Raw genomic sequence first — 1369 nt, 5'->3', positions numbered from 1 at the left:
GAAAAGTGCTGGTTGATGTTGAGTTGGAAGCTTCTATGTCAAGCGGTGGCGGGTAGTTGGGTGTTTGTGCTGCTCATGTCGGTTTTGAGTGCTGTGTAGACGATGTCGGAGAGGTGTCGTTTGAGGGCGCGCAGGGCGGCTTTGCGGGTGGTGTGGGGTCGGCGTTGCCGGTAGCGGTCGAGGTAGTCGCGTGCTGCCGGGTGGTGGCGTAGCTGGGTGATGGCCATGCGGTGCAGGGCGGCGTTGAGTTGCCGGTTGCCGCCGCGGGAGAGCCGGAATGTCGGTGTGTTGCCGGTCCAGATCGGGATGGGTGCGGTGCCGTTGTGCGCGGCGAAGGCGGCGCTGGTGGGGAACCGGGTGATGCCGCCGGTCTCGCCGATGATCTTCGCGGCGGTGAGCACGCCGATGCCGGTCAGGCCGAGCAGGGCCGGTGCCATCGGCCGCACCAGCTCGCCGAGACGCCGCTCGAGGTCGCGGATGCGGGTGCTGAGGGCGGTGATGTCGGCCAGGAGCTCGGTGGCCAGGTCGCGGCGCACTGAGCCGGGCAGGGCGCGCAGCCGGTCGGCCAACCGGGTTCGGGCGCGGGCGCCGGTGAGGGTGGCGGTGGCGGCCTCGAGTGCGGGGTCGAGGTCGTGCAGGTGCCAGCGCAGCTGGTTGATCGTCGCGGTGCGCCGTGCGACGAGGGTGTCGTGGTGGTCGACCAGCAGCCGCACGTCCAGCGCGTCCTGGTCGAGGTGTGCGGTGGGCAGGCCGTCCTCGCGCAGTGCGGCGCGGGCGGTGGCGAGGGCGTCGATGGGGTCGGACTTGCCCCGTGTCCGGGCCGCGCGGCGGGCGCGGGCCATGAGTTTGGGGGGCACGAGCACGACGCGCTGGCCGGCGGCGAGCAGGTAGCGGATCAGGCCGCCGGCCAGGCCCCGGCCGTCCTCGACCGCCCACAGCACCTGCTCGGCCTGGCCGTGTGCCCAGCTCAGCAGCGTGAACCAGGCGTCCGGGCGGGCGGGCAGCGTGCGCTGGGCGAGCTTGCGGCCGGCCTGGTCGGCGGTGACCGCGGTGAGCGTTGACTTGTGCGGATCGATTCCGCAGACCACCATCGACACTCGTGTTCGTCCTCTCGGCCAAAGGGAGACAACACACATCCCTCGGATCGGCTGGACGACACACCTCGGACGAGGTGGGTACAGCGTCTGGACCACGCTTCTATCAAGTCAGGCCGGCCGGTCCGAGGACCCTGGTCGCGGTGGACATTTCCAACACAAGCCACCCACCATCGGGGGCGTGGTACTTGAGAGTCACCCCACGACCAGGGCCGGACACTAACCGCTGATCACCAGCGGCACCACCAACTCTGACACCGAGTGGTACTTGCAGA

1 protein-coding gene is annotated in these 1369 nt (G+C 69.7%); it reads right to left on the bottom strand.

What is annotated here, in order from left to right:
• Positions 1-38: 38 nt before the first annotated feature.
• The gene (locus ACZ7CD_RS40135; protein WP_470376428.1) at positions 39-1091 is read right to left on the bottom strand and encodes an IS110 family RNA-guided transposase; all 1053 of its coding nucleotides are present in this window, start codon (positions 1089-1091) and stop codon (positions 39-41) included.
• Positions 1092-1369: the final 278 nt, after the last annotated feature.

The sequence above is a fragment of the Lentzea sp. NPDC036949 genome (genome assembly GCF_055608075.1).
Note: the sequence above shows the minus strand (reverse complement) of the source record. Positions and strands in the feature narration are given on the sequence as shown.